This window comes from Streptococcus mitis SK597, assembly GCF_000148545.1.
Taxonomy (GTDB): Bacteria; Bacillota; Bacilli; order Lactobacillales; family Streptococcaceae; genus Streptococcus; species Streptococcus mitis_C.
Genome location: NZ_AEDV01000016.1, coordinates 1 through 25,217, shown reverse-complemented (window position 1 = coordinate 25,217; position 25,217 = coordinate 1). Strand labels below are relative to the sequence as shown.

The 25,217-nt window shown below is 42.2% G+C and carries 23 protein-coding genes, 1 pseudogene and 1 riboswitch; of the genes and pseudogenes, 6 read left to right on the top strand and 18 right to left on the bottom strand.

Annotated features, from left to right (window positions below; translation table 11 throughout):
* Entirely contained in the window at nt 1-372 is a 372-nt protein-coding gene (locus SMSK597_RS04830; RefSeq protein WP_000079363.1) for a DUF956 family protein, read from the top strand.
* A 213-nt stretch (nt 373-585) separates the two neighbouring features.
* Complete coding sequence (gene serS, locus SMSK597_RS04825; RefSeq protein WP_000884238.1) at nt 586-1,860, top strand: serine--tRNA ligase; 1,275 nt, start codon at nt 586-588, stop codon at nt 1,858-1,860.
* A gap of 24 nt (nt 1,861-1,884) precedes the next feature.
* Here the strand turns inward: serS and SMSK597_RS04820 are convergent, their stop codons facing one another.
* From SMSK597_RS04820 to SMSK597_RS04795, 7 genes are all read right to left on the bottom strand, one after another.
* A complete protein-coding gene (locus SMSK597_RS04820) occupies nt 1,885-2,784 on the bottom strand; it encodes a TDT family transporter (protein ID WP_000735976.1) in 900 nt (299 codons plus the stop codon).
* Nucleotides 2,785-3,011: 227 nt separating this feature from the next.
* The gene (locus SMSK597_RS04815) at nt 3,012-3,560 is read right to left on the bottom strand and encodes a carboxymuconolactone decarboxylase family protein (RefSeq protein ID WP_004237463.1); all 549 of its coding nucleotides are present in this window, start codon (nt 3,558-3,560) and stop codon (nt 3,012-3,014) included.
* A gap of 131 nt (nt 3,561-3,691) precedes the next feature.
* On the bottom strand, nt 3,692-5,014 hold the full coding sequence (locus SMSK597_RS04810) for an alanine/glycine:cation symporter family protein (protein WP_000891464.1): 1,323 nt from the start codon (nt 5,012-5,014) through the stop codon (nt 3,692-3,694).
* A 90-nt stretch (nt 5,015-5,104) separates the two neighbouring features.
* Nucleotides 5,105-5,193, bottom strand: a riboswitch (glycine riboswitch).
* A gap of 199 nt (nt 5,194-5,392) precedes the next feature.
* Nucleotides 5,393-5,746 (bottom strand): DUF6287 domain-containing protein, encoded by a 354-nt coding sequence (locus tag SMSK597_RS13750; protein ID WP_004237462.1) that lies wholly within the window; start codon nt 5,744-5,746, stop codon nt 5,393-5,395.
* The gene (locus SMSK597_RS04805; RefSeq protein WP_004237461.1) at nt 5,709-6,452 is read right to left on the bottom strand and encodes a hypothetical protein; all 744 of its coding nucleotides are present in this window, start codon (nt 6,450-6,452) and stop codon (nt 5,709-5,711) included. Before SMSK597_RS04805 ends, SMSK597_RS13750 begins: the two co-directional genes overlap by 38 nt.
* 61 nt (nt 6,453-6,513) lie before the next feature.
* A complete protein-coding gene (locus SMSK597_RS04800) occupies nt 6,514-7,575 on the bottom strand; it encodes a hypothetical protein (protein ID WP_001035288.1) in 1,062 nt (353 codons plus the stop codon).
* 26 nt (nt 7,576-7,601) lie between these two features.
* Nucleotides 7,602-8,555, bottom strand: a complete 954-nt coding sequence (locus SMSK597_RS04795) for a hypothetical protein (protein ID WP_025169657.1) — start codon at nt 8,553-8,555, stop codon at nt 7,602-7,604.
* A gap of 216 nt (nt 8,556-8,771) precedes the next feature.
* Here SMSK597_RS04795 and SMSK597_RS04790 point away from each other — a divergent pair, with 216 nt between their 5' ends.
* Entirely contained in the window at nt 8,772-9,701 is a 930-nt protein-coding gene (locus SMSK597_RS04790; protein WP_001150389.1) for a helix-turn-helix domain-containing protein, read from the top strand.
* A gap of 49 nt (nt 9,702-9,750) precedes the next feature.
* On the opposite strand, the gene SMSK597_RS04785 is transcribed toward SMSK597_RS04790, so the two are convergent.
* The 3 genes from SMSK597_RS04785 to zapA form a co-directional block, all read right to left on the bottom strand.
* Nucleotides 9,751-12,087 (bottom strand): endonuclease MutS2, encoded by a 2,337-nt coding sequence (locus tag SMSK597_RS04785; RefSeq protein ID WP_001035044.1) that lies wholly within the window; start codon nt 12,085-12,087, stop codon nt 9,751-9,753.
* 198 nt (nt 12,088-12,285) lie between these two features.
* Nucleotides 12,286-12,834 carry a CvpA family protein gene (locus SMSK597_RS04780; protein WP_000624349.1) on the bottom strand — a complete coding sequence of 183 codons (549 nt, stop codon included), beginning with the start codon at nt 12,832-12,834 and terminating at the stop codon, nt 12,286-12,288.
* A complete protein-coding gene (gene zapA / locus SMSK597_RS04775; RefSeq protein WP_000002019.1) occupies nt 12,831-13,133 on the bottom strand; it encodes a cell division protein ZapA in 303 nt (100 codons plus the stop codon). Before zapA ends, SMSK597_RS04780 begins: the two co-directional genes overlap by 4 nt.
* A gap of 86 nt (nt 13,134-13,219) precedes the next feature.
* Here zapA and rnhC point away from each other — a divergent pair, with 86 nt between their 5' ends.
* The 3 genes from rnhC (at nt 13,220) to recD2 (ending at nt 17,329) form a co-directional block, all read left to right on the top strand.
* On the top strand, nt 13,220-14,101 hold the full coding sequence (gene rnhC, locus SMSK597_RS04770) for a ribonuclease HIII (protein WP_000146884.1): 882 nt from the start codon (nt 13,220-13,222) through the stop codon (nt 14,099-14,101).
* Between the two features lie 3 nt (nt 14,102-14,104).
* Complete coding sequence (lepB, locus tag SMSK597_RS04765) at nt 14,105-14,719, top strand: signal peptidase I (RefSeq protein ID WP_001083986.1); 615 nt, start codon at nt 14,105-14,107, stop codon at nt 14,717-14,719.
* Nucleotides 14,720-14,962: 243 nt separating this feature from the next.
* On the top strand, nt 14,963-17,329 hold the full coding sequence (gene recD2 / locus SMSK597_RS04760; RefSeq protein WP_000454526.1) for an SF1B family DNA helicase RecD2: 2,367 nt from the start codon (nt 14,963-14,965) through the stop codon (nt 17,327-17,329).
* A gap of 195 nt (nt 17,330-17,524) precedes the next feature.
* Here recD2 and tig read toward each other — a convergent pair whose 3' ends face one another.
* The 8 genes and pseudogenes from tig to mvk all read right to left on the bottom strand — a co-directional run bounded on the left by tig (nt 17,525) and on the right by mvk (nt 25,184).
* On the bottom strand, nt 17,525-18,808 hold the full coding sequence (gene tig, locus SMSK597_RS04755; RefSeq protein ID WP_000116491.1) for a trigger factor: 1,284 nt from the start codon (nt 18,806-18,808) through the stop codon (nt 17,525-17,527).
* A gap of 160 nt (nt 18,809-18,968) precedes the next feature.
* Nucleotides 18,969-19,601, bottom strand: coding sequence for a response regulator transcription factor (locus SMSK597_RS04750; RefSeq protein WP_000698410.1), 633 nt, complete (start codon nt 19,599-19,601; stop codon nt 18,969-18,971).
* A gap of 13 nt (nt 19,602-19,614) precedes the next feature.
* Nucleotides 19,615-20,611, bottom strand: a pseudogene (locus SMSK597_RS04745) (envelope stress sensor histidine kinase LiaS).
* A complete protein-coding gene (gene liaF, locus SMSK597_RS04740; RefSeq protein ID WP_001224647.1) occupies nt 20,608-21,306 on the bottom strand; it encodes a cell wall-active antibiotics response protein LiaF in 699 nt (232 codons plus the stop codon). The pseudogene SMSK597_RS04745 and the gene liaF overlap by 4 nt, the downstream one beginning before the upstream one ends.
* A 76-nt stretch (nt 21,307-21,382) precedes the next feature.
* Nucleotides 21,383-22,393 (bottom strand): type 2 isopentenyl-diphosphate Delta-isomerase, encoded by a 1,011-nt coding sequence (gene fni, locus SMSK597_RS04735; RefSeq protein WP_000210634.1) that lies wholly within the window; start codon nt 22,391-22,393, stop codon nt 21,383-21,385.
* On the bottom strand, nt 22,377-23,384 hold the full coding sequence (locus tag SMSK597_RS04730; RefSeq protein ID WP_000226749.1) for a phosphomevalonate kinase: 1,008 nt from the start codon (nt 23,382-23,384) through the stop codon (nt 22,377-22,379). Before SMSK597_RS04730 ends, fni begins: the two co-directional genes overlap by 17 nt.
* Before the next feature lies 1 nt (nt 23,385).
* Nucleotides 23,386-24,324 (bottom strand): diphosphomevalonate decarboxylase, encoded by a 939-nt coding sequence (gene mvaD / locus SMSK597_RS04725; protein WP_000373471.1) that lies wholly within the window; start codon nt 24,322-24,324, stop codon nt 23,386-23,388.
* Nucleotides 24,306-25,184 (bottom strand): mevalonate kinase, encoded by an 879-nt coding sequence (gene mvk / locus SMSK597_RS04720; protein WP_000162301.1) that lies wholly within the window; start codon nt 25,182-25,184, stop codon nt 24,306-24,308. Before mvk ends, mvaD begins: the two co-directional genes overlap by 19 nt.
* Between the last annotated feature and the right edge of the window lie 33 nt (nt 25,185-25,217).

The following is a 25,217-nucleotide window of genomic DNA, read 5'->3' as shown; positions in this document are numbered from 1 at the left end:
ATGGCCCAATCGCTTAATAAAACAGTGCTTCTCAGCACGACAGGCACTTCCTACCTCTCTATAGCTGGGAAAGTTGGGAAATTCCTTGTCGGAGATCAGGCTTTGGAATTTTACCCCGATGTCAATGTTGAACAATTTATCCAGATTCCTTGGAGCCATATCAATCAGATTGGAGCCAATGTCACTGGACGTAAAATCAGTCGCCACTTCGAAGTCTTTACAGACAGAGGAAAATTCCTCTTTGCTTCAAAAGACTCAGGTGCCATTCTCAAAATTGCACGCGAAAAACTGGGGAATGACAAGGTCGTCAAACTTCCGACCCTAATTCAGACAATTAGTCAAAAATTTAAAAATCTATTTGCAAAAAAGTAGAAACTTTAGTATAATCATAGCAACGGATAAGTAGGTTATCTTCTTCTTTCAGAAAGTCTGCGGGTGTTGCGAGCAGATAGGAGGGATAGGTGAAATTCTACCGTTAGTAACAATTACATACACAATCAAGTGCACACCTGTGAAGTTGGATGGAACCGTGGCCCTGCCACTCCAACGCTTTGTCAGGTGTGCTTTTTTCATAAAGGAGTTCTTATGTTAGATATCAAACGTATTCGTACAGACTTTGATGCTGTCGCAGAAAAATTGGCTACACGTGGTGTAGATGCTACTGTCTTAAACGAGATGAAAGAAATCGATGCTAAACGTCGTGACATCTTGGTCAAGGTTGAAACTCTCAAGGCTGAACGTAACACAGTTTCAGCTGAGATTGCCCAAGCCAAACGCAACAAAGAAAATGCAGACGACAAGATTGCTGCCATGCAAACTCTATCTGCTGAGGTCAAAGCCTTGGATGCTGAATTGGCAGACATCGATGCTAAATTGACAGAATTTACCACTACTCTTCCAAATATCCCAGCTGACAGCGTTCCTGTTGGAGCTGACGAAGACGACAATGTTGAAGTTCGCCGTTGGGGTACTCCACGAGAATTCGATTTCGAACCTAAAGCTCACTGGGATCTTGGTGAAGACCTTGGCATCCTTGACTGGGAACGCGGTGGTAAGGTAACAGGTGCTCGCTTCCTCTTCTATAAAGGCCTCGGTGCTCGTTTGGAACGTGCTATCTACAACTTCATGTTGGATGAGCATGGAAAGGAAGGCTATACGGAAGTCATCACGCCTTACATGGTTAACCATGACTCTATGTTTGGTACTGGGCAATATCCAAAATTCAAGGAAGATACTTTTGAACTCAGCGATAGCAATTACGTCCTTATTCCTACAGCTGAAGTTCCTCTGACAAACTACTACCGTGATGAAATCCTTGACGGCAAAGACCTGCCAATTTACTTCACTGCTATGAGTCCATCATTCCGTTCTGAGGCTGGTTCTGCTGGTCGTGATACTCGTGGCTTGATCCGTTTGCACCAATTCCACAAAGTTGAAATGGTTAAATTTGCCAAGCCAGAAGAATCTTACGAAGAATTGGAAAAAATGACAGCAAACGCTGAAAATATCCTTCAAAAACTTAACCTTCCATACCGTGTCGTTGCTCTCTCTACAGGAGATATGGGCTTCTCAGCTGCTAAAACTTACGACTTGGAAGTTTGGATTCCAGCACAAAATACCTACCGTGAAATCTCAAGTTGTTCAAACACAGAAGATTTCCAAGCCCGTCGTGCCCAAATCCGTTACCGTGATGAAGCAGATGGCAAGGTGAAACTCCTTCATACCTTGAACGGTTCTGGACTTGCAGTTGGACGTACAGTGGCTGCTATTCTTGAAAACTACCAAAATGAAGATGGTTCTGTAACCATCCCAGAAGCGCTTCGTCCATACATGGGTGGAGCTGAAGTCATCAAACCATAAAAAATAAGGTTTAGCTATTTCTAGCTAGACCTTTTTTCGTAACCAAATCAAATAAGAACCTAGTACAAAGAATAAAATAGTTAGGCATATAATGGTTTCAGCCACTACCAAATAATCCAAAAATGGAAGTTTCAAGAGTCCCTGAGCCATCTTGAGCGAAGTAGCTGTGATAATAGTTGGGAAGGTAAGGGCTGAGAAGGCTGGTTGAAAACCTTGTTTTAAAATATTGGGCAGGCGAGTTAAAACAAAGAAAAAGAAGGATTGAGAAGCCAAAATCATGACGATTAAGAGCCAAGTCGGCAGGCTAGCTCCTCCAACTCGAACCAGGGAAGCCAAGAGTAGAGAAAAAGGAGCACAATAGATTCCTTCTTGGCCAAGCAAGGCTAGTGGAAGTGGATGTTTCTTTAAATCGCTATAAATAAGCGGGTAGAGATAGAAGGTTAGGAGAAAACCAAAACTCAAGGTCGCATAGGCAATTTCGATGATGCCTACAAGAGGATAGGTTAAAGCAGCTACTGCTATCCCCACATAAAGCACCGTCCAGCTTGGAGTCGCATGAACCCTCCGACCCGGACAAGCAAACTTGATGGTGAAACCAGCAATCAAGGCCACATCCAAGAGAAATGAAAACCACCAGAGCCCTTGCGCAACCAAAGGAAAATGAGGGAATACGCGAAAGACATAAGTTGATAAAATCATCCCAGCCATGGGAAAGGTGGCCATTCCTGACAAAAGAGGAGGCTTGGTCAATTCTTGCTTGGTTTCATTCCAATTAAAGAGATGCAAAATCAGAAAGTAAATCCACAAAATCAAACCTGTCAGACTCAACAGATGGGACAGAACCGGCAACGTATCTAAAATAAGATTTCCAGCTCCTGCCAAACCTAGCAAACAACCTGAAAATACTAAGGGGAGTTTTTTCATCCTAACCTCCAATAATCATGTTAGTTTCAGTATATCATAAAAGCTCTTAAATGAGGACTTAATACTCATCGAAAATCTCTTCAAACCACGTCAGCTTCTATCTGCAACCTCAAAACACTGTTTTGAGCAACCTGCGGTTAGCCTCCTAGTTTGCTCTTTGACTTTCATTGAGTATTAAAAAAAAACGAAGTCCGATTATTTCAGACTTCATTTTACTCAGATATGAATTAAGCATAAGATTGCAATTCTGGGTTAATTGGGGTATTGGCTAGATTGTTGGCATAGTTACAGAGGCTTGCTAGGCTGACACCAAGAACCACATCCAAGGCATTTTGTTGCGTGTAGCCAGCTTCTAAAAACTCAGCCAAGGCTTCATCCCCTACACGACCCTTAGTATTGATAACTGCCAAAGTAAACTTAGCTAGGGTATCCAATTTAGGATCTGTTTCGATTGGAGTACGATTGCGAAGGGCTTGAAGCAGATCATCATTCATCTGGATTTGTTTGATTGAAAAGGCTGTGTGACCTGCAACACAGAAGGCACAACCATTGGTCACGGCTGCCGTGATTTGCACGACTTCGCGCTCAACGGGTGTCAGGCTATTGCGACGGTTGATAGCTCCGACAGTACGATAAGCCTCTAAAGCAGTTGGTGCATTAGCCAAGAGACCGATTAGGTTGGGAATATAGCCATTGTTATCCTTTTGCACCGTTTCTAGAACTTCTTTCACTTCTGCTGGTGCTGATTCGACTGTATGGATGGTAAATGTTGTCATCATAAAACCTCTTTTCATTTTGTTGAAACCTAGTCTATCACAGATTCTATACCTTGTATAATATATATTTTAAATTACACTGATAGAAATTTTTTATGAAAGCAAAAAATCACACGCGGTGTGTGATTTCATTATTTATCAAAATACTTTTTAGTCTCAGCAATGACAACTGGTGATAAGACCAAGAGAGCAATCAAGTTTGGTAGTGCCATCAAGGCATTGACAATATCTGCGATAATCCAGACCATATCCAACTCGATAAATCCTCCCAGCAAGACCATGAGCACAAAAACCACACGGTAGAGCCAGATAAAGCGAACCCCAAAGAGGAACTCGAAACAACGTTCTCCGTAGTAGTTCCAACCTAGAATCGTCGTGAAGGCAAAGAGTACAAGGAAGATGGTCAGGAGTGCAGGTCCAAAGTGTGAAAAGACTGTTGAGAAGGCTGACTGAGTCAAGGCAACCCCATTCAAATCACCACTCCAAACACCAGTTACCAAGATGGTCAAACCAGTCAGAGTACAGATAATGAGGGTGTCAATAAAGGTTCCTGTCATGGAAATCAAACCTTGCTCTACTGGTTCATTTGTCTTAGCCGCAGCAGCTGCAATGGGAGCTGAACCAAGACCAGATTCGTTTGAGAACACACCACGCGCCACACCATTTTGAATAGCCATTCGAATGCTGGCGCCGGCAAATCCACCCACCGCAGCAACAGGACTAAAAGCGGATGTCAAGATTAAAGCGATTGTGGCAGGAATTTTTCCAATATTAAAGAAAATAACTGTAAGAGTTCCCAAAATATAGATGATAGCCATAAAAGGAACAACAGTAGTTGAAACCTTTGAAATGGACTTGAGCCCGCCAAAAACTGCAATTGCTACAAATACGGACAACACAAGAGCTGTGATGGCTGGTGAAATAGTCGTCGTATTTTGGATAGATTCTGTAATCGAGTTCACTTGGGTGAAGGTTCCGATTCCCAACAAAGCTACTAAGACACCTGCGATAGCAAAAAAGATGGCAAGTGGTCTCCACTTTTCTCCCATTCCTAGAAGAATATAGTGCATTGGACCTCCTGCAACAGCACCGTTATCGTCTTTAGTCCTGTATTTAATAGCTAATAAACCTTCCGCATACTTGGTTGCCATGCCAAAGAAAGCCGCCATCCACATCCAAAAGAGAGCTCCTGGTCCACCGACCTTGATAGCTGTCGCCACCCCGATAATATTTCCCGTACCAACTGTCGCTGCGAGTGCTGTACACAAGGCCGCAAAGCTGGATACATCGCCATGCCCCTTGTCCTTAGTAAAAATAAGCTGGAAGGCCTTGGGCAGACGCAAAACCTGCAAGAGTCCTAGACGAGCAGTTAGGTAAATCCCTGTCCCGACCAAGAGAATCAAGAGGGGCGGTCCCCAAGCAAAAGCATCGATTGATTTAAGCAATTCTAACATTTCCTTCTCCTATCGTTTCAACCCCAAAAGAAAGAGCACATGCAAGATACATGTACTCTGGAATGCTTAGATAAATGCTAAAAAGCGGTCTATCCTAGCTCTGTCCTTTTACCTGAGAGTTTGAGCAGTTGCCTGCCTTGCCCCTTCGGTGCCTTTACGGTCTCTCCAGAGTTCCGTCCATTTACAGTCATGAAAAATCAAACGATTTGCCACTTCTATTAAACTTCATTCGGTGTTGGTATTTAATTGATTCTTATTTTACAAAAAATGTTGGCTTTTGTCAATGGATTTTGGGAAAATCTTATTTGACTCTGTAGAAAAAGATTGAGCATTCCCATTTGCGTGAGGTGCTGTTAATTAAATGAATATATTTCACTCCTAGTCTACACGATATAAGAATTGTTCTGGTTTATTATGTACTGGAAATGAAGCACGATAGAGAATTCTATCTTTACTAATATCCGAAGCGTCTGATATTAATCCATCCATTGATGTCTCATCAGGTATTCTAACACCTGCTGGTATGAATTGAATAAAGACTCCAAAAGATGGACCTGAATAGCGAGCTCGTAGAAACTCATTTACTATTTCTGATTCTGCAAGGTCAACTTTAAATTTCTCTGGCGCTATCAAGCCATCTTTACTAAAGACTAAGTCTTCTCCTCCGTGACCATTACTCCATTTTCCCTCAATACTAGAAAAATCTCCATTTTTTATGGCATTTATATCCATTTTTTTTAGAAGCAGTTTCGCTAGTTGAAGATGATGTCTCAGCTGTCCCCTTATCTGCACTTGCCCCTCCAGGAATCTTATCTGAAACAGACTTCCAGCTTAAGGTCTCTAGAGAAATGGGAGAACCGACCCCAAGATCTGCTAGTTCTTGAGCCTCCTTACCCTTTACCAAAGACTGTCCATCTTCACTAAATTGATAGTGGGTATAGATATGACTCGTTGCTGTACCAGCTCCACGATATAGCAGAGAATTATCTGGCAAGATACCGACTGTCATTCTCTCACCAATCTGGTCTAAACGATTTTCTTGATTGGTCAGGCGAATCACCTTTCCATCTTTCAAAGTACGGATATCAAGCAAACTCTTTTCGCCACTCTTCATTTCAAGAGCCAGCAGGAGTTCATCTACTCCGTCGTTATTCAAATCTGTCTTATGGTAAACCACATCTGTATAAAAGCCTTGAGAAGACTTCACTTGACTAGCCAGAGGATCGACATCCATACCTGTTGGCAAGGTGCCTTTAGCTACTTTTTCATAGTCATCCAAAACTTTATTATAGGAACTGTAATCTATCTCTGGACTTGCTGCAGATGTATCTGATGTTGAATCAGATGGTGTTTCTGCGCTTTTGTTCCATGGTAGATACTGACAGCCTCCTAGAACTAGTGTCAGTAAAAGTGTTGTGGCTAATAAAAACTTTTTCATATTACTCCCTTATCTAAGAGAAAGAAACCAGCCTGTGCTAATTCCTTTCACTATTTTTATTTTATTTAACCCACTTACCTGAACTATCTACTTGGTAGCCATCTGGGGTACGTTCGTTGACTGCCATCTTACCATTTGATTTGAGATAGTAGTCACCTACCCATGTGTTACGAGCATAGCTTCCTTCTGACGTTAGGTAATAGTAAGATTGGTAGCTACTATCATAGATCCACTCACTCTTAGCCATTTTACCATCTGATTTGAGGTAGTAACTTCCAGCCCAAGCATTACGCGCATAGCTACCCTCTGCTGTCAAGTAATAGTATGATTTATAGTTATTGTCATAAATCCACTCGCTCTTAGCCATGTAGCCACCTGATTTGAGGTAATAACTTCCTGACCAAGCATTTTGAACAAAGTTACCTGAAGCATCTAGGTAGAAGTAGGAATTGTACTGAACATCAAAAATCCATTGATTGACTACTTTAACACCAGCTTTATAGTAAGAAGAACCTGACCAACCAGTCTGACCTGAGTTAGAGCTAGTGGCTGGTTTTGGAGTTTCAGATGCTTTTGGTGTTGTAGTTGATTGTGTTGAAGATACTAGACCAGCAAATTTACCGTCTTTAATACTAAAGACAGGAGATTCTCCTTTGTATTGATGACGAAGCTTAGTTTGAGGATCGATATAAAATTCACTCACATAGGCTTCATATTTATATTCTCCGTCAGGAATCGAATCATATAAATAAGAGTCATTGCTACTTTTTGTTAAATCATAGGATCTTAAACTAACTTGTGCTCCAGTATCATCATCGACAACTTCTTTTGTTTTAGCATTAACCAGTTTCGTTCTTACAAAAATATAATCTTGCTTACTATTCCAATTATTAACAAAATTAGGATTGACACTATCAGTTGAAAAAGTTACAGAAACGCCACGATTTTTATCATAGCCAACCAAACTTAGATTGACCTTGTGATCAACATTACCAACTGCAATGATGTCATCCGCATGCACTGTTTGTGCTGAAAAAGGGAGAACTCCTGCTGTGTCGATTGTTGATACTACTCCAACTGTTGAAAGTGCCACAGCACATACTAATAATTTCTTTTTATTCATGTTATTTTCCTCCATTTTATAGTTTTTTATTTAACCCACTTACCTGATTCATCCACTTGATAACCATCTGGGGTACGTTCGTTGACTGCCATCTTACCATTTGATTTGAGATAGTAGTCACCTACCCATGTGTTACGAGCATAGCTTCCTTCTGATGTTAAGTAATAGTATGAATCATAGTTTTTATCAAAAATCCACTCTTTTGTAGCCATCTTACCATTTGATTTAACATAATAATCACCAACCCAAGTACTGTAAGAATAGCTCCCCTCAGACGTTAGATAATAGTAGGCACCATAGTTCTTATCAAAAATCCACTCACTCTTAGCCATGTAACCACCTGATTTAAGGTAATAGTTTCCTACCCAAGAATTTTGGACAAAGTTACCTGAAGCATCTAGGTAGAAGTAGGAATTATAGTTTTTATCGAAAATCCACTTACTGATAACTTTACTACCATTTTGATAATAAGATAAACCCGACCATCCATCTCTTTGATTCGGTGTTGATTGACCAGACGTTTTTGAAGTTGTAGTAGTTGTTGATTGACTAGACGTTTTGGGAGTTGTAGCAGCTGTTGATTGGTTAGACGTTTTGGGAGTTGTAGCAGCTGTTGTTTTACCAGTCAGCTTCTTCACAGCCTCTTTAAACTCGTCTACAGTTCCCTTCCACTCTATGTAATTGGCACCAGACTTATTCTCAAGAGCTATATAGTTGCGATCGGATTCTTCGAAGTAAGATAATTCTGGAGTAGTTTTTGTAGCCCAAATAATGGGACGATTGGCAGTTCCCTTCCATCCTTTAAATACTTCTGAATCATTGGGAACAAGAATATAGTATTTTGCAGATGGATTAATCGTCTGGGTGTCAGCCTGCACCGTTTGTGCTGAAAAAGGTAGAACTCCTGCTGTGTCTACAAGAGAGACAAGACCAAATGTTGCAGCCGCTAGGCTGGTTACTAAAACTGTTTTTGACTTCATCATCAAAAATCTCCTTTAAATTTTTATTGTTTACGGTTACAGTATAGCATGCTATTTACCTTATTTACGAAAAGCGTATTTATATTTACCTTTATTGAACAATTACCCCCCCCCCCCCCCCCGAAACGCGTAACTATATTTACTTTTTTCTAAAAATTCCCTTAAAAACTGGTAGAATTATGATAGAATGGAAAAAAGGACTTGAGGAGATTTAGGATGCAAGATGAAAGTGTTTATGGATTAGTCTATAAGGCTATTCGTGAGGAAAGAGGGTTTACTCAGAAGGAAGCTGCTGGTACAACGGTGACTCCTCACTTTTTACGTCAGTTTGAACAAGGGAAATCTCGAATAACCATTCAAAAATTTGAAGAGATTCTATCTAATATTGGAATTGATAAAGAGACCTTTGATAGTCTCAAAACGCAGATGTTTCCAACTGAATTTCATAAATTACAGGCTCAAGTTGCTGATTTGGCCTATAAGCGTGAATTTAAAAAGATTATTAGTTTGATTAATCAACCCATGGAAAATCCTGGGATCGCTGAACACTATGTGATTGCCAATCGTGTAGTCAATAAATTTGCTATCGCAAACATCATCGGCGATTCTTTTCTGACTCCAAAAGATTATCAAGAATTAGAATATATCAAGAACTATCTGAGTGAATTGGACGATTGGAATAAAATTGAGGTTAATATCTTTTCATCTATCCTGCCTCACTTTTCAATCGAATTTTTAGATTACAGGCTCTACCACTTATTAGACACTCTAAAAAAACAGACTGAATACCATTCAATCCGTACTGCTGACTACTATATTGCCTGCTTAAGAACTGCTATCAAACATTACTCTGTCAATGGCTACTATGATAAGGCTGAGAATTTAGCGGTGAAGACTCTGGAAGTGATTAATACTTTCCCTCTACTGAGTACCAAGATGACAGAAATGATTAATCTTTCCATGGAACGGGCTAATAATTTTCTCCGACAAGATGATGTCAGAGGTCTAGAACTTGCTAAACACATTTTTGCTAGTCTCGATAACTTTGAAAAAATTTATCCAAATCAACTTTTGACACGAATGAGAGAGGATTTCTTTGTTACTGTCACACAGCTCAATCACACAGGGCAACCTTTAGACATCTAGTCTAGAAATCAAAAAAGCTTGAGGAATCTTGTATTTCCTCAGGCTTTTCTTATCCTCTAAAGGTCACAATAGTCGCTCCACTGCCTCCAGCATTTTGTGGGGCATAGCCGAAACTCTTGACATGCTTGTTTCTTTGTAGGTATTTGGTGACACCTTCACGGATAACACCTGTTCCGATACCATGGATGATATCAACTTGAGCCATATTGTTAAGCAAAGCTTGGTCGATAAAGGCATCTAGCTCATTCATGGCTTCTTCGTAACGTTTGCCTCGAAGGTCCAGTCTGGCTTGTGGACCACGACCAGAAGTTCGTTTCACAACATTGACCTGTTTCTTCTTGACTTGCTTTTCTTGCTGGGCTTGAACAAGGTCAAACTCTTTTTCTTCCAAGGTCATCTTAATCAAGCCGACTTGGGCTTCCCAGCGGCCATCTTTGAGTTGACTGATCAAGGTACCACGCTGTCCATAACTGAGAACCACGATATCATCTCCCACCTTTGGAGCTCGTTTTTTCTTAGCCTTTTGAAGGACCTTATTTTTAGACAAGTCCACTTTTTCAGGTGCCAATTTTTTCAGTTTGGCCTTGGCTTCAATGATTTCATGGGGTTTGAGTTGGGATTTACTGTGGAGATTTTTGAGAATCTGGTCACTTTCACTGAGGGCCATGTCCACAATCTCACTAGCTTGTTCACGCGCCTTATTAAGCTCGGTTTCCTTTTCACGATTGAGTTCGTTGTAGAGCTTTTTGAGAGCACGGTTCATCTTGAGATTTTCTTGCTCCACCTCGCGGATATTGTCCAAGCGTTTACGACTCTCTAGCGTCTGCTCTTCTAGTTGCTCAATGATACGATTGACATCATTGTCTTGATCGACCTGCTGACTGGCATCCCCTACGATGACTTCAGATAGGCCTAGACGTTTGGCAATTTCGAAGGCATTGCTTCGGCCAGGCACACCCTGCATAAAGCGATAGGTCGGGCGAAGAGTTGCAGTATCAAACTCCATGCTGGCATTTTGCACAAAGGCTGTCTCGATACCATAGACCTTGAGTTCGGGATAGTGGGTAGTCGCCATGGTCTTGACTTGACGCAGGCGAAGGTCCTCCAGAATAGCCATGGCAAGGGCAGCTCCCTCTTGAGGGTCTGTACCAGCACCCAACTCATCCAAGAGTAAGAGGGAATGTTGATTGACCTTGCCAAGAATATCCACGATGTTGGTCATGTGGCTAGAGAAGGTAGACAAACTCTGCTCAATAGACTGCTCATCGCCAATATCAGCAAAGATTTCTTCAAAAATACCCACACGGCTTCCCTTATCTGCCAAAATCGGTAATCCTGACTGGGCCATAACCTGCGTCAAGCCCAGAGTTTTAAGCATGATGGTCTTACCACCAGTGTTGGGACCTGTGATGACAATAGCTGTTAAATCCTGGCCAAAATGGACATCATTTGCGACGGCATTTTTGACCAAAGGATGGCAGACATGTAGCAGTTGAATCTCTTGATTTTCTGACAGCTTAGGAACGACTGCTTGCCTTTCTTGGATAAAGCGGACCTTGGCACGAATCAAGTCCAGATGGCCGATAATCCAAGCGTCATTAGCAATCTCAGCCGCATGAGGGCGGACACGCTCCGAGATTTCTTGGAGAATACGAAGCATTTCATAGCGCTCATCTGCTCGCAGACTAGCAATATCTTCGCTCAGTTTGACCACCTCACGGGGTTCGATATAGACGGTGTTTCCACTAGCAGAAATATCATGAACGACACCTGCAATCTTATTGCGATAGGTGTTTTTGACTGGTAAAACCTGACGACCATTTCTGCTGGCAACAATACCTTCTGTCAACATCTGCGCTTTTTGCTTGAGCAGGTCCTGTAAAACATCGCGTACCTGACTCTCGCTATCATGGATTTTTCTGCGGATTCGTGCCAATTCTTCACTGGCAAAATTTTCAATGAAACCTGCATCATTAAAGGCTTGGAGATTTCCTTGTAATTGCGGAAAATCATGTAATTTCTCAAACCAGAGGGCTAATTCTTCCAAACTGACATTTTCCAGATTGGCATAAAAACTTTGCAATTCTCGGCTAGACAGAAGCACGCGCTTCAAGAGTATAAACTCCTCAATATTGAGGTCTGCGCCCATCTCCAATCGCTTGCAGACTCCTGCGATTTCCTTGGTTGCAAGAATGGTAAAATGCGGTTGCTCAACAAAAAGAGCCTGCATTTCCTTCATCTCAGCAAAAGCCTGTTTAATTTTATCTGCTTTGGCAGTCGGAGCTAGCTGTCTCAATTGCTCCAAGCCCTGCTCGGTCAACAAATGGGGTTCAAACAAGGCCTTGACCTTATTGAACTCTAACGTTTCTAATATTTTCTTGTTCATCGTTATTTCCTTGTCTTTGAATGTCTATACTCTTCGAAAATCAAATTCAAACCACGTCAGCGTCGCCTTACCGTACTCAAGTACAGCCTGCGGCTAGCTTCCTAGTTTGCTCTTTGATTTTCATTGAGTATTAGGTGTAGTAACTTTTTACATTCAGTCAAATCTGTAAACAAAGGGCTAGGAAAACTCCTGCCCTTTTTATCCGATTAAATTTGTCACCCAGATTTGTTTGAGCCAACTAGTTGTTACTGGTATGCTCTGGATGATGTGTTTTGCGACGATACTCTTTTCAAGAGGATTTTGTATAGCCGCCATGGGAATGGTCGCCAAGATGGTCAAGGCCATTTGCAAGACAAATAAGGTCACCAACATGGACAAGATCCCTGCTGAAACTTGGAACAACTTACCTCCCAGTTTTTTACTAGGAATCAAGTGTAACAAAAGACCAAGTAAACGACCAATGCTATAGACAATCCCAAATACAAGCAAGTAGCCGATACCTGCATAAAAGACCTTATCTAACTGAAAGAGTTGATCCGATGGGAAAAAGAAAGTCCCCTGACCTTCCTGTGGATTTGCATAAGGGACCAACAAATGAAATTGCTCTCCAAGCCCCTTGTAAAACTGGCCAGCCACAAAAGCCGATGCCAGTGCTGAAATCAGGTAATAAACCTGTAAGAGCAGTCCTCTCCGATAGCCGATATAAAATCCCCAAGCCAAGACCAATAGAAGAAAGAGTGAAATCATAAGGAATCCTCAATCTTGCTCTGTTCTTGCTTGCAAGTCACAAGCTTGTGACGGAGTTCTTCTAATTCTTGCTCCTTATCATCAAATTCAATCTCACGGCTGAGCTGAGTTGATAAACAGTTGACTGCCAACAAAAGAGCGATGGTTTCATCATCTGCACTAGGCATTTGTTCTTTAATTGCTTGGTATTTTTCTGTCGCAACCTTGGCGATTTCCTCCATAAAAAGGTTATCATGCTCGCTTGTCAAGGTTAATGATTTTTTCCCGAATGTAAATTTGAATCGATTTAGATTTGCCATAAAATTCACCTCACGATATTATACCAAAATTCGCTAACTTTGTCAGTTTTTACAAATTTGCCTGCTTTTATGGTACAATAGAAACTATGGCAAGTATAACACTCACACCAAGCGAAAAGGAGATTCAGGCTTTTCTTGAACACTATCAAACCAGTCTGGCTCCCAGTAAGAATCCCTATATACGCTACTTTTTGCGACTACCTCAGGCAACGGTTTCTATCTATACTTCTGGAAAGGTCTTGCTTCAGGGTGAAGGGGCTGAGAAATACGCTCATTTCTTTGGCTATCAAGCTGTAGAGCAAACCAGCGTACAAAATCTTCCTTTAATTGGGACAGATGAGGTTGGAAATGGTTCCTACTTTGGTGGACTTGCAGTTGTGGCTTCCTTTGTCACACCTGACCAGCATGCCTTCTTGCGAAAACTCGGTGTGGGGGATTCTAAAACTCTGACCGACCAAAAGATTCGTCAGATTGCCCCTATCCTCAAAGAAAAAATCCAGCACCAGACACTGCTTCTCTCACCAAGCAAGTACAACGAGGTCATCGGAGACCGCTACAACGCTGTTTCGGTTAAGGTAGCCCTCCATAATCAGGCTATCTATCTCCTTCTTCAAAAAGGCATCCAGCCCGAGAAAATTGTGATTGATGCCTTTACCAGTGCTAAAAATTATGACAAGTACTTGGCACAAGAGGCCAATCATTTCAGCAATCCTATCAGCTTGGAAGAAAAGGCTGAGGGCAAATACTTGGCTGTCGCAGTTTCTTCTGTCATTGCGCGTGATCTCTTTCTGGAAAATCTAGAAAATCTGGGACGAGAACTGGGCTATCAACTTCCAAGTGGAGCTGGAACGGCTTCTGACAAGGTGGCTAGCCAGATTTTGCAAGCCTATGGTATGCAGGGACTTAACTTCTGCGCCAAACTGCACTTTAAAAATACTGAAAAAGCGAAAAAACGCTTAGAAAGGTAAGTTATGAATTCATTTAAAAATTTCTTAAAAGAGTGGGGATTATTCCTCCTGATTCTGTCATTACTAGCTTTGAGCCGTATCTTTTTTTGGAGTAATGTCCGCGTAGAAGGCCATTCCATGGATCCTACCCTAGCGGATGGCGAAATCCTCTTTGTTGTTAAGCACCTCCCTATTGACCGTTTTGATATCGTGGTTGCCCATGAGGAAGATGGCAATAAGGACATTGTCAAACGTGTCATCGGAATGCCTGGCGACACCATTCGTTACGAAAATGATAAACTTTACATCAATGACAAAGAGACAGATGAACCTTACCTAGCTGACTACATCAAACGTTTCAAGGATGACAAACTCCAAAGCACTTACTCAGGCAAGGGATTTGAAGGAAATAAAGGAACTTTCTTTAGAAGTATTGCTCAAAAAGCCCAAGCCTTCACAGTTGATGTCAACTATAACACCAACTTTAGCTTTACTGTTCCAGAAGGAGAATACCTTCTCCTCGGAGATGACCGCTTGGTTTCGAGTGACAGCCGCCATGTAGGTACCTTCAAAGCAAAAGATATCACAGGGGAAGCTAAATTCCGCTTCTGGCCAATCACCCGTATCGGAACATTTTAAGAATCCTAAGAGGCCGAGAATCACCAATCTCAGCCTCTTCTTCTATCGTGAGAATATGATTATTCACTATCCAGTTTGATTAAGATAGAAACAAAGTTATACTCAATGAAAATCAAAGAGCAAACTAGGAAGCTATCCGCAGGTTGCTCAAAACAGTGTTTTGAGGTTGCAGATGGAAGCTGACGTGGTTTGAAGAGATTTTCGAAGAGTATTAACTCTCACCTATTCATACAAAGGAATTTTATGGAAGTTTATTTTTCAGGAACCATTGAACGGATTATTTTTGAAAATCCCAGCAATTTTTATCGCATCCTCCTCCTAGAAATCGAAGATACGGACGCAGAGGATTTTGATGATTTTGAAATCATTGTTACTGGCACCATGGCTGATGTGATTGAGGGAGAAGACTATACATTTTGGGGACAAATTGTCCAGCACTCCAAGTATGGGGAACAACTGCAAATCAGCCGTTATGAACGTGCAAAACCAACTAGTAAGGGCTTGGTCAAGTACTTTTCAAGTAGCCATTTCAAGGGAATTGGTCTCAAGACAGCTCAGAAAATCGTCGACACCTATGGCGACAATACCATTGACGAAATTCTGCAACACCCAGAAAAGTTAGAAGGTATCGCAGGACTATCTGCCAAAAATCGCGAGGCTTTCGTCTCCACTCTCCGTCTCAACTACGGAACGGAGATGGTCTTGGCCAAACTAGCCAACTACGGCATTCCCAACAAACTAGCCTTTCAGATTCAAGACTTTTACAAGGAAGAAACCCTTGATGTGGTTGAAAATTATCCCTACCAATTGGTCGAGGATATCAAGGGTTTGGGCTTTACCATTGCTGACCAATTAGCGGAAGAACTAGGCATCGAAAGTCAGGCTCCTGAGCGCTTCCGTGCCGGTCTAGTTCATAGTCTTTTTCAGGCCTGTATGGAAACAGGGGACACCTATGTTGAAGCACGGGATTTGCTAGAACAAACCCTTACTCTCCTTGAATCTTCTCGCCCCGTGGAACTGGATCCCAGCCAAGTAGCTCAAGAACTCTCCTACCTGATTGAAGAAGACAAGGTTCAGCAGATTGATACCAAGATTTTTGACAACAGCCTCTTTTTCGCTGAGGAAGGTATCCGCAGTCACTTGGTTCGTATCCTTGAAAAAGGAAAACAGAAGAGTCATGATTTAGAAACCATTCAAAAACATATCGCTACTGTCGAAGAAGATCTGGAGATTGAGTATGATAACATTCAAAAACAAGCTATCTGTGATGCTATCCAGAATAAGGTCTTTATCCTGACAGGTGGACCTGGTACTGGTAAGACAACTGTTATCAATGGGATCATCGCTGTTTATGCCCTTTTAGAAGGACTTAACCTCAGAAAAAAAAGTAATCTGCCTATTCTTCTTGCTGCTCCAACTGGTCGAGCTGCTCGCCGCATGAATGAATTAACAGGCTTGCCAAGTGCGACCATACATCGTCACTTGGGAATGACAGGTGACGATGATACCAGTCATCTGGAAGATTATCTGGATGCCGACTTTATCATCGTAGATGAATTTTCTATGGTGGATACTTGGCTGGCAAATCAACTCTTCTCCAACATCTCTTCTAACAGTAAAATTCTCATCGTAGGTGACAGCGACCAGTTGCCTTCTGTCAGTCCTGGACAGGTTCTAGCGGATCTGCTTCATATTCCTTTGATTCCTCAGACTCGCTTGGAAAAAATTTACCGGCAAAGCGAAGAATCAACTATCGTCACCCTAGCTAGTCAGATTCGACAGGGCATCTTGCCAGCTGATTTCACCCAGAAAAAAGCTGACCGTTCCTACTTTGAAATCGCTAGTGGCCATATTCCTGCCACCATTGAAAAGATCTTAGGCGCTGCCCTCAGAAGTGGCATTCCTGCCCGTGATATCCAAGTTCTGGCTCCCATGTACCGAGGGACTGCAGGGATTGATGCCATCAACCAACTCATGCAAGATCTGCTCAATCCACCACAAAAAGACCAACTTAGTTTTGAAGCTCCCCAGTGCCACTATCGCAAGGGAGACAAGGTCATTCACTTGGTCAACGATGCTGAAATCAATGTCTTTAACGGAGATTTGGGAGCTATCACAGATCTGATCCCTGGTAAATACACCGAGTCGAAACAAGACGAGATTGTCATTGATTTTGACGGTAATGAAGTCTCTTACCCCCGTAACGAATGGTATAAGATTCGCCTAGCCTATGCCATGAGTATTCATAAGTCTCAGGGAAGTGAGTTCCCTGTTGTCATCCTGCCTATCACTAGTGCTAGTAGGCGTATGCTGGAGCGCAATCTCATCTATACAGCCATTACACGCGCCAAAAGCAAGCTTATCTTACTAGGTGAATTACAGGCCTTCGACTATGCTACCCAGCACATCGGAACTGCCCGAAAAACCTATCTGATTGAACGCTTCAGTGATTTATTGGAGAATGTTGAAGAAAAGCAACCAGCTATCTCTGAAACAGTCACATCAAGTACCTCCGAACAATCCTACATCTTGACCGAAGAAAACTGGGACAGTATCCCAGCCATGATTGGGATTACAGACGCAGACCTCAAAGAGATTTTTGGAAAATAGTGCATCAGAAAACCCACCAATTTAGGTGGGATTTTTGTTTATTAATACTCAATGAAAATCAAAGAGCAAACTAGGAAGATAGCCGTAAGCTGTACTTGAGCACGGTAAGGTGACGCTGACGTGGTTTGAAGAGATTTTCGGAAAATAGCGCATAAGAAAACCCACCTAGTCAGGTGGGATTTTTGTTTATTAAGATTATTTTACTGTTGCTGTGCTTGTGATCAATTCAACAGCTTTTTTGATTGTGATATCGTGTTTCAACATATCAGCTGAAAGCAAGCTTTGTACTTGTGCAACTTCCATGTTGTAGTCTGCTGCCAATTGCTCAACTTCTTTTTGGATTTCTTCTTCTGAAGCGTCAAACCCTTCAGCTTTGGCAACTGCTTCGATAACAAGGTTAGTCTTAGTACGTGACTCAGCTTCTGCTTGGTATTGATTGTGAAGGTCTTCTTGAGTAGTTCCAGTGATTTGGAAGTACATGTCAGGGTTGATACCTTGACGTTGCAAGTTTCCAAGGAATTCGTTTACTGAGCGGTGAACTTCTTCGTGGATCATTTCTTCTGGAAGTTCTACGATTTCAGCGTTTTCTACAGCTTTATCAATTGCTGCACCTTCTACTGCATCTTTGTAAGCTTCTTCTTTAGCAGCAGCCAATTCGTTACGGTATTTTTCTTTCAATTCAGCAAGTGTTTCAACTTCTTCGTCGATGTCTTTTGCAAGCTCATCGTCAAGAGCTGGAACTTCTTTAGCTTTTACTTCGTGGATAGTTGTTACGAATTTAGCTTCTTTACCTGCAAGGTCTTCTGCTTGGTAGTCTTCTGGGAATGTTACGATAACATCAACAGTTTCGCCAGCTGAGTGACCTACCAATTGGTCTTCAAAACCAGGGATGAATTGACCTGAACCAAGTCCAAGTGAGAAGTTTTCACCTTTTCCACCGTCAAATTCAACACCGTCGATAGAACCAACGAAGTCGATGACAACAGTGTCGCCGTTTTCAGCAGCAGCTTCTTTGATAACCAATTCAGCCAAGTTGTTGCGTTCGCGTTCGATACGCTCTTCAACATCAGCGTCAGTTACTTCTTTTTCTACATCAACTGATACTTCAAGGTTTTTGTAGTCACCCAATTTTACTTCAGGTTTTGTAACAACTTCAGCAGTGATAACCCAGTCTTGACCTTTTTCCATTGAAGTTACGTCAATTTTTGGTTGTGCAACCACTTCAAGACCAGCTTCTTTTACAGCTGCTTCATAAGCGTTTGGCAAAAGAGCGTTCATAACGTCTTGGTAAAGTGATTCTTCACCAAATTTCTTGTCGAAGATAGGACGTGGAAGGTGACCTTTACGGAAACCTGGAACATTAAGAGATTTCTTCACTGAGTTGAAGACACGGTCCAATTCTGGTTTGATTTGGTCTTGAGAGATAGTGAAAGTCAAGACACCACGGTTTGTTTCTTTGTTTTCAAATGATACAGACATTCTGTCATTTCTCCTTAAAATTTTTTAAATACAGTCTATTATAACATAAATGAGCGACTTTTTTCAAGTAACGAATGCGCTTTTCAATGATGGGAGAGGTACTTGCTTGCTTCTTTGATACTAAATTAAGTCATTTCTCCGATATTATTTTATATAACTACTAAAAGTCCTCATGCCCTACCAAATGGTGCTGAAAAGCATAGACTGCTGCCTGGGTGCGATCACTGACTTCAAGTTTTGCAAGGATATTGGACACATGGGTCTTGACCGTCTTGAGAGAGATAAAAAGTTCGTCTGCGATACGCTGATTTTCGTAGCCCTTGGCGATGAGTTGTAGTACATCTCGCTCACGCGCAGTCAAGTCCTCATGTAGTTCTATGTGATTGCGGTGGTATTCGACCTTCTTGCTGACCTCTTGCTCAATGGCCAGCTCGCCAGTAGCTACCTTACGGACGGCATGGAGTAGTTCGTCTGCTCTAGAAGTCTTGAGCATATAACCCCTAGCACCAGCGTTCAAGACAGGCATGATTTTTTCATTGTCTAGGTAAGAGGTCACAATCAAAATCTTGGCTTCAGGCCATTCTTTGAGAATGGCTAAGGTCGCGTCAATCCCATTCATCTCAGGCATGACAATATCCATGACAATGACATCTGGACGCAATTCCAAGGCCAAGTCAATACCCTGAAATCCGTTTGCCGCCTCTCCCACAACTTCTACATCGTCTTGGAGGTCAAAGTAGCTTTTCAAGCCCAATCGGACCATTTCATGGTCATCTACTAGTAAAATTTTCATCTTTACTCCTTTATCATTCCTTATCAATCAGGGGAATACGAATATCAACTGCCAACCCTTGCTTGGGAGCTGTCAAGAGTTGAACTGTTCCAGCCATATCTTCAACCCTCTCTTTGATATTTCGCAGTCCATAACTCAAGTCGTCTAAATTCCCTAACTGGAAACCAATCCCATTGTCCACCACCTTCAGCTGCAATTCAAAATCTGTCTGATAGAGATAGACATCCAAACAAGAGGCCTGGGCATGGCGAAGGGTATTGCTGATCAACTCTTGCAGGATACGGAAGATATGCTCCTCGATTTTCTTAGGTAATTTCGTCACGTTTTGCTTGAAACTAACCTTGAGATCACTCTTGTCCTCAAGCTCTTTTAAGAGGATTTGAATCCCCTCTATCAAGCTCTTCTGTTCCAATTCAACCGGTCGCAAATGCAGGAGCAAGACTCTCAAGTCCTTCTGGGCTGTTTCTAAAATAGCTGTGACACTCTGCAACTGGGTCTGCATCTTTTCTCTATCCAATTTCAAAGCCTGCTGGCTGACACCTGATAAAATCATGTGAGCTGCAAACAATTCCTGACTAACCGTATCGTGCAAATCCCGAGCAATCCGCTTCCGTTCTTTCTCGATGATTTCCTCTTCCTGAGCAAGACTGTGATTTTCAGCTTTTTGAAGAGCTTCTGTCAAAAGGTTAAGTTTCCCTGACAAGAACTCGAAACTGGCATCCAACTCTGGATCAGCAATCTGAACCACTTCTTGTCCTGCTAATAAACGCTTGAGATTAGCCTGCATTTTTCTTAGAGAAAGCTCTTCAACACCTCTCCAAAACAGGGCTAAGAGACAGGCCATGGACATGCTGAATACCAACAACAAAAAGATAAATTTTTCTTGTTTTTTCGACATCGTGCAAGAAAATAGACCAGTCAAAATCAAGGATTTCCATCAAGCTGTGGGAGAAAAATAAGACAAACAGAAAGGAGGTGAGAGCAATCATTACATAAGCTTGTTTTTTCATCCTCTGACCACCTCCACATCCCCAATCATAGTGGTCAAGAAAATCTTGACACTCTTGTTACTCTTAAGATAGTCTCTTGTTTCTTGATGATAGTGTTCATTGCGGAGAGCACGCTTGGGCTGATTGAAAAAAGTCAAATCCCCATAGAGACAGTTAACACTGAGACTAACTTCTACATCTACGGGTACAATGATTTTAGTCGTTCCTACCATCTTTCTAAGTATAATGACATTGTCATGATTGGTTAGGATGACCCTCTCCAGATGAATGGTGTCCTTGCCCATGAGGCGAAAAAGATTGATATCATCAAACTGGCAAATCTGGTAGCTTGAAAAATGGTGGAGATTTCCGAACCAACGATTTTTCTCCTTCTTAACCGTCACCACCTCTTCAAAAACTAAATTTGTCTGCTCTTTTTCCTGGTTCATCATCGGATAAAGAAGAAAAAGGCTGTAGATGACCGCAACAAAAATAGCTAGAATCACAAAAGGATTGAGCATGACGATGAAAAAGAAGAGAATGGTTGCCACTACTAAAAGAAGGTTATTGCCCTCTTTACCAGTGTAATAACGAATCAAAAGCAAAAAGAGGAATAGAATCAGCAGAAAACGCGAAAAATGCTCTGATACCATCAAAATCAGAGCTCCTGTCAAAAGACAGGCTTCGATAAATAAAAAGATTTTAAATTTTCTCATAGGTTTATCCTCTCCCTTCTATTTTATCACAATTCAAAAAAGTCACCTCGGTCTGAAGATGGAAAAAAGGCGGTGGTTACGCCTTTTTCATCTGATCATTTGCTTCTTTTAATTTTCCATATAGAAGATAATCTACTTTTTGCAGTTCTGCTATGGTAGCACAATTAAGGGCACACATAATCAAGCGTAGATCTGCTTTCCAGCCTTGGACAATGTCAATCACTTCTTCGACTGTGTGTGTTTCAACCAATTCCAAAACTGTTCGAGACAGTCCTACAGCCTTGGCACCAAAGACCAAGCACTTAATCATATCCAGCGGATTCCGAACGCCACCACTGACCAAGAGTTCGACCTTGTCTTTCCAGTCTTGGGCATTGAGAAGGGCCTGCATGGTGGACTGGCCCCATTGATTGAGGTAATCACGTTGTCCACTGCGACGATTTTCAATATAGGCAAAGCTGGTGCCACCACGACCTGACAGGTCAAAGGTTCGAACACCCAGATCATAGGCTCTTTCGATGGTCTTGGCATCCATTCCAAAGCCCACTTCCTTGAGGACAATCGGAACAGGAATTTGCTGGCTATAGTCTGCTAGATGCGATTGCCAGCATCTGAACTTCCTTTCCCCCTCAGGCATCAGTAATTCCTGCATGACATTGACATGCACCTGTAGGAGAAGAGGATTCATCTCATCTACAGTCTGAAGTCCTAACTCGACAGGCTTGTCCAATCCAATATTGGTTCCAAGAAGGAGATTTGGATGATCAGACTTGACAGAAAAAGAGTCATCTGCTGGATCTTTAAGGGCTGCGCTATAAGAACCCGTTACAAACAAAATACCACAGGCTTCCGCCACTTGAGCCAGCTTTTGATTGATTTCTCTTCCCTTATCGCTTCCACCCGTCATGGCATTGATATAGAAAGGAAAGTCCCACTTTCGACCAGCAAATTCTGTCGACAGATTGATTTCATCTAGGTCGTAAAGAGGCAAGGAAGCATGAATCAACTCCACCTCATCAAAGCTATTATAGGAACTTTTCTGCTCAAGAGCATAGCGGATATGCTCGTCCTTACGATTTGTCGTCATGTCCTATCCTTTCTTGATATAAGAGCTCAATCCCCAGATCGGCCCAACGGTTTTTTAGAGTTTCAGTTGATTGCTCATCAAAACTCAAGGCAATCCCACAGTCACCACCACCAGCGCCACTACTCTTGGCAACAGCCTGCAAATCTTGACTGGCTTCTTTCAACTGTCTAAGCGAAGTCGTGTAAATATCTGCGCTCAAGCCTTCTAAAAGTTGACTGGCTACTTCTACTTGCTCGATAATTTTTTCTGCTTTCCCCTGCTCCAAGGCTTCTACCAAAGAAGCCACCGTTTCTTTTGAGGAATTTAAAAAATTCTGATTGATATTTTGCTTGATTTGCTGGACCATGTGACTCGATACAGCCACTTCCTTGGTCCATCCCACTAGGAAATCACATTCTAAAGTTGGTTTCACTTGCGAAATTGAAAAGCCCCAATCACGCTCTAAAACTGTCGCCAAGTTTTCTTCTTCCAACCAAGCAGCCACCTTCTGGCGATCAAATGACTGGTAGAGAACCAATTCCTCTGCCACAATACAGGCAAGGTCTCCCATAGAACCATTATCTCCGCGCTTGAGCAAGACAGCGCTGGCTAACTTGAACAAGAGACCCTGATCAACCGTAATATCATATAAAACCAACAAGGCCTTGATAACCAAGACAACGACGCTACCGCTAGAACCTAGACCAAACTTTTTGCCCTCCCGTTCCATTTTGCCACGGATTTCCAAGGAAAAGGGTCGCAAGGTTTGCCCACGATAAACGAGGAAATCTTCCACTAAAGCAATCGTTTCTTGAATCAAGCTATAGTCAGGATTTGGTGTCAAATCCACTGCGAAATCAAACATATCCGAATAAATACGGTAACTATCAGAAAAAGCAATCTCCCCCTTCATATAGATGGGAATAGCCTTTATCAAGGCCAACTGCCCAGGCTCTAAAATAGCATATTCGCCTGCCCAATAGAGTTTTCCACAAGTTTTAACAGCAACCATCTTAGCTCAAATCCTTTGTTTTTGACACAATCAAGCGATAACGTTGACCGAACATTTCTGATAAATGCTCCAAGTCTTTCTCCTGACAGAGGACTTTGACATTGGGACCAGCATCCATGGTAAAGTAGCAGGCCTCTCCTTTCTCACGCAGCTGGCGAACAAAGTCCATAGCCTCATAAGAGGCATCCGTCAGATAAGAAAAGGCTGGTGACGCTGTCTTCGTCGTAGCGTGCATAGCAAGGGCATTTTTCTCCGTCAATTCCCCAACCTTGGCAAAATCATTCTCTTTGAGATAAACCAGCATATCCTGATAGTCTTTCTCAGACTGACGGACCCAGTCGTCAAAAGTCGTCGATGTTTCCACACAAAGTTTCATCCCATCACGGCTAGAGATTGGTTTTTTCTTGTCTTCTAGCACCAACATAATCATAGCTAGCTTCAAGTCTGTCTCTACCGGGTAAATCTCTCCGCTATCCTTATCCCAGGCACCTAACGGTCCATAAAAACTTCGAGAAGAAGATCCTGAGGCAAACTTAGCCTCCTGTGCCAACTGACTTCTATCCAATCCAAGCTGAAAATAAGCGTTGCAAGCCTTGACCAGGGCGGACAGACCACTAGAACTTGAGGACAGGCCCGCTGCGGTAGGCATATTGTTCTGAGTATCAATACGGACAAAGCCTTCACCATCTGGACGGTAACGGTCGATAATCTTACTCATCTTGGCATGCTCCGCCTCATTTTGTAGCTGACCATTGATATAAAAGGCATCAGCTGTTGCATCCGTCGGTAGAGATGACAAAGTCGTCTCCGTGTACATATTTTCCAAAGTCAAAGAAATACTGCTAGTAGCAGGCACCATCTCTTTTTCTTTTTTCTTTCCCCAATATTTGATAATAGCAATATTTGCGTAGGAACGTACTGTTACAGGCTCTCTATCCATGTCTGAACAGCTCCTTTCTCTTCTAATCTTTCTACTAGTTCTTGTGCGTGTGTTAAATTATCTGCCAAGGCTATAATACAACCTCCTAGTCCACCACCGCTCATCTTGGCACCCAGAGCACCATGGCTAAGAGCCGTTTCAACTAGAGAATCCGCCTCAGGACTACTAACACCAATTTCTTTTAAATGTAAATGCGCTTGACTGAGGATTTGTCCCAGTTTTTCAGCATCTTTTTGTAAAATCGCATCTTCTGCTTGCTGGGTCATTTCTCCCAAGGCATGCAAAAACGGTAGGGCATCTTTCCCCTTACTTTGAACCACTTGGATGGCTTCACGAGTATGACCATAAACGCCCGTATCAGCAATCACCAAATAGGCGGATAAGTTCATCTCAAGCTCTGTAAATCCTACGTTCTTGATAAAGCGAATAGGCTGGTCACTGAGACAGGTCTTAGCATCCAAACCACTTGGATTCATATGGGCAATCATCTCCGCCCGATTGACCAAGATTTCTAGTACATCATGAGGCAGATTTGCCTGATAGTAGTCAAATACCGCACGAATGGCCGCTATGCTGATAGCCGCTGACGAACCCATTCCCCGCTTCTCAGGTATAGCCGAGTCAATCTCACAGCGAATGCAGGCTTCTTTGATATTCAAATACTCCAGCGAAGCATACACCGCCATGGACAAGGTATCCTCCTTATAGAGACGCCAAGGACTTTCAGCAGGAACTACCTTACAAGTCACCTCGACCTCCAAAAGAGGCAGGGAAATGGCAGGATAACCATAAACAACCGCATGCTCCCCTATTAGAATAATCTTACTATGTGCCTGACCGACACCAATTTTTTTTGTCATTTTTTCCTTTTGCTAGACGAAAAAGCCGTCCTA